Raw genomic sequence first — 3,763 nt, 5'->3', positions numbered from 1 at the left:
GTGTAACAAAGGAGTGGTCATTCTCACCGGACGTGGCCTCGGGTTCCAGCGAAACCTGGGCAGCAGGTAGACGAACCCAAAGTGGTACGCGTCTTTGTCCTCGAGGACGGGCGCAACGCAGACAACTTCGGCGGCCTGGTGGCGGCCATTCCTCCCGAACACCTGACACTGGCCGCCCAGGCACTGGAAATTACCCGCAGCGGTACAAACACGGCCTCTTCCTGACGGTGAGCAGGGACCAGCCTGCCCACTCCAAACACAGTCGACAGTGCGCGCGTACTCGTAGCAGTCAACTGCGGCCATCGCATCTAAGGAATCAAAACCTGTACCCCGGAAGAGCACCAAACGATAGGGAATGCTTGGAAAGCGGAGGCGAAGACATCTGGCACGCACGAAATGTGCCTACGAGAGGATTCAAAGTGCTATCGCAATCAACTTCCAATGCCCGCCTAGCGGGCAAAGTCGCGTTGGTCACAGGCGCTACTTCCGGTATCGGGGAAACAATCGCCCGCAGACTGGTAGCCGAAGGAGCCCAGGTGCTGGCAACCGGGCGGTCAATCGAGCGAGGGCGACGACTTGAAGCGGCACTCGGTTCCCATCTGCACTTCTATTCCACGGACATCAAAGACGAAGAATCAGGCAATGCCCTCACCTCCGCAGCAGTTTCACGCTTTGGTCGACTCGACGTGCTGGTCAACAACGCCGCGGTCGATCATACGGGAGACCTTCTGTTAGTTCCCGACAAGGAGATCCGAGAAGTCTTCGAAGTCAACACTTTCGCTGCCATCCGCCTTCTGCAAGCGGCCGCCCGAACCATGCAGGACACTGGCGGATCGATCATCAACATCACTTCACGTTTGGCCTCAATCGGAGTGCCCACCATGGGGATTTACAGCGCCAGCAAGGGAGCAATGCTGGCGCTGACGAAGGCTGCAGCCGTGGACCTGGCCCCCTACAACATCCGAGTAAACGCCGTTGCCCCAGGCATGACAAAGACACCGCTATACGACGAGTGGCTGGAAACGCATGCAGATCCAGCAGCGGCCGAAGCAAGGGTTGTTGACCAAATCCCCCTTAAACGGCTTGCACTTCCAAGCGACGTGGCCGGAGCCGTGGCATATCTGGCCTCGGATGAAGCCTCTTACATCACCGGCACCTCGTTGCCCATAGACGGCGGATACACAGCTCAATAGCCGCCACAAGAAAAGAGGATGACATGTCAACGCCTTCAGTCTCCGCCATTAACATTCCCTGGGCCGACGGCACTAGCCACGTGGACCAATCCAGAGGGCGGCTTCTTCCTATGGGTCACCTTCAACAACGCGATTGACACTTCAAAACTGTTCGAGGTTGCAGTTGCCCAAGGCGTAGCCTTCATCCCGGGTCGCGCCTTCTCGGTTTCCGGAAGTTTCGGCAATGCACTTCGACTTTGCTGCGCATCGCAAACCCCAGAAAGGATTGAGGTAGGGCACGCGCGCCTGGCAACGGTTCTCAAAGAACTCTGACGTTCCAGAGCAACGTGCTGGCGGACCGTATGAGGAACCATGCCGCCAGCAGCGCCGTCGTGGGCACGGACGCCGGAGCTGCGAGGTGACGGGGCCAAACTGGTGAAAAATGAGGACGAGCCCGTCGGCATTGGAACTCCAAGGCAGCCGAAGAGATTTCCCCAAGCCTGTTCGCTCCAATAACCACGTCAACCCACGGTCAGGGACAGCTGAACAATCGTGATGTCAGAAAGGAACACAATGAGGGCCCTTGCCAGGAAGGGAGCATTGCGCAGTGGCGCAAGCTATTTCTCCACGACCCACTGGGCGGCGCAGCACTATCGTGCCCAGGAATACAGCGTGGCCCTCTTGGGCGTGATGTACCCGTGTGCGGTCCAACACTGCCACGACGGCCCAGAACATTTGGAGCCCACGCTGCCACCCGAGATCCCCATCCGTCGACGGAGCACCGACCTCATCTTTTACTACCCCATCCATACCGATGTAGGCCGGATTTCTCAGCCAACCGGCGAACAAACACCGGTACCAGCACGCCACGAAAAGCCCGCCGGCGCGAAGCACGCAAGCCGTAGGGCTTCCATCGACGCCGTAGTCCGCGACCTGGCGGTGCTTCTCCTCCGGAAACGACCACAGTAAAACCGCCGCTGCATTTCCATGATCTAAGCGTGAGAAGGCTGCTCACCACGATTGATTCCCTTCGCCCACCGAGGACCAGGCCTTTTAGGAGTCCGATATCACCGATTACTCATGCCGCACATATGCAGCACGCCCTGTCAGGGTTAGCTACACCCCAGACTGACGTCAGGCGGCCAACCAAATATTGTCAGATTAGGGTCCAGCGGGCGTTTTCTGCACCCCACCGGTTACCGGTCTTGGATCTCAATCTGACAGAAGGAGGCGGAAACGCAGCGCCGGCGCAGCTGGATATCGCTGCCATCAACCACGAATTGGCACTGCTCTTCCCGTCCGTTGCTGTCAACGGACCGGATCCCGGCAGCCAGCAGTGCTCCAAGAACTGATGCATCGGCTGCCTCCGGGCATTCGCCGCGAGTTCCGCTCCTACCTGGCCGGGGCAGGCCTTGACGGGCCGCACTAGTGGACAGGGACGTCGCCGAGGCGATGACCGCCCCTTACCGCTGGCTCGCCCGCCGCATCGGCCCCGAGGCCTAGCCCTCACCGCTGCGAGGATGGGGGCCGCCGGCCGAGGTCCATGAGGAAATGACCGAACTCGACCGGGTCCGGGACTGGATCGTCAAAGGCAACCGCGAGGACCAGACCGTGCCCGGGCTCCTGCTGCGTGAAGGCGCCCAGCAGCTCGGCCTGATCCGCAAGATCAAAGGCAGGCTCGTCCGCGGCGAAGAGGCTGGGTGATGACCGCGCAGTTGTGGCTGTTCCTCGCCCGAGCCATTGGCCGGACCTGCTTGGGCACCTCAGGCCGCACCTCAAGCTGTCCTCGCCGCCCGGAACTTGGACGGAAGCGCCCGTGCACTGCCCCGGAGTCCTTAATGGCCGTGCGCGCCGCGGTCGTCCCTCCGCACGGTTGCGCCCTGTTCAGGTTGATCTGTTGTTATCCAGGTCACATTGCGTCTATCGTTGTCGAGGGCCACAGCGCGGTGGCCCGTTTTAGAGCGGAGAAGTGTGTGAACGAGAAGCTGCGGGTGCTGGTCCGTGTGGACCTCGATGGCGCCAAGGCCCACGTCAAGGTCCAGGGCCACGTGACGGTTCAGAACCTCAATGGCCTCTACGGCGTGGTCCAGCGCGCCAGCTCGCTCGCCTCAGGACTGTCGCTGGAACTCGATGTGACGCGCGCACAGACTGACTCCGACGCCATGGGAGAGCTTCGTGCGTGCGCAAAGTCGCATCACCTGCCGGTGCACGTCGACCCTCGCCAGCACGACTACCAGATCAGCCTCCTGACGCAGAACACCGCGGTGTCCGCGGCCCTGTCGCCAGTCCTGGCAGCCTGACCTGCAGCACTGGCTACTGGGGCTGGCCGTGCCCTTGGCTCACAGCCTGGCCTGCGTGCCTGAATCTGATGTCAGCGCAGGGCGCGCGGAGCATGGGTGCGAGAGAGCGCGTTGAACTTGAAGCATCGCTCCTTTGCGCGACCGGATAGCTTGCGGCATGTCTTATCCCGCGCACTCGATGCAGTACGGGTGGCCGTCCCGTTGTCGCGCGAGCTGGGACCGGTGCCGGACCAGGAAGCAGGAGTAGCAGGTGAACTCGTCCTTGGCCTGGGGAATGACCTGGACGATGAG

6 protein-coding genes are annotated in these 3,763 nt (G+C 61.2%); 5 read left to right on the top strand and 1 reads right to left on the bottom strand.

All coding sequences use genetic code 11. The annotated features are described in order from the left end of the window. Positions 1-81 precede the first annotated feature (81 nt). From LQV45_RS20405 to LQV45_RS20385, 5 genes are all read left to right on the top strand, one after another. The gene (locus LQV45_RS20405) at positions 82-225 is read left to right on the top strand and encodes a hypothetical protein (protein ID WP_230008577.1); all 144 of its coding nucleotides are present in this window, start codon (positions 82-84) and stop codon (positions 223-225) included. Between the two features lie 2 nt (positions 226-227). Continuing rightward, the gene (locus tag LQV45_RS20400) at positions 228-1,193 is read left to right on the top strand and encodes an SDR family oxidoreductase (RefSeq protein WP_308288904.1); all 966 of its coding nucleotides are present in this window, start codon (positions 228-230) and stop codon (positions 1,191-1,193) included. An 18-nt stretch (positions 1,194-1,211) separates the two neighbouring features. After that, positions 1,212-1,505: an aminotransferase class I/II-fold pyridoxal phosphate-dependent enzyme gene (locus LQV45_RS20395; RefSeq protein ID WP_308288903.1), complete on the top strand. Its 294-nt coding sequence runs from the start codon at positions 1,212-1,214 to the stop codon at positions 1,503-1,505. A gap of 1,218 nt (positions 1,506-2,723) precedes the next feature. After that, positions 2,724-2,876, top strand: coding sequence for a hypothetical protein (locus tag LQV45_RS20390; RefSeq protein ID WP_230008575.1), 153 nt, complete (start codon positions 2,724-2,726; stop codon positions 2,874-2,876). Between the two features lie 269 nt (positions 2,877-3,145). Then, positions 3,146-3,472 carry a hypothetical protein gene (locus LQV45_RS20385; protein WP_230008574.1) on the top strand — a complete coding sequence of 109 codons (327 nt, stop codon included), beginning with the start codon at positions 3,146-3,148 and terminating at the stop codon, positions 3,470-3,472. Positions 3,473-3,634: 162 nt separating this feature from the next. Here LQV45_RS20385 and LQV45_RS20380 read toward each other — a convergent pair. Beyond that, the coding region (locus tag LQV45_RS20380) for a DUF4193 family protein (protein ID WP_230008578.1) at positions 3,635-3,763 on the bottom strand (129 nt) is incomplete at its 5' end.

The sequence above is a fragment of the Microbacterium sp. Bi128 genome, from assembly GCF_918698205.1.
The sequence above is the reverse complement of the archived record's forward strand: the minus strand, read 5'-3'. Positions and strand labels throughout refer to the sequence as shown.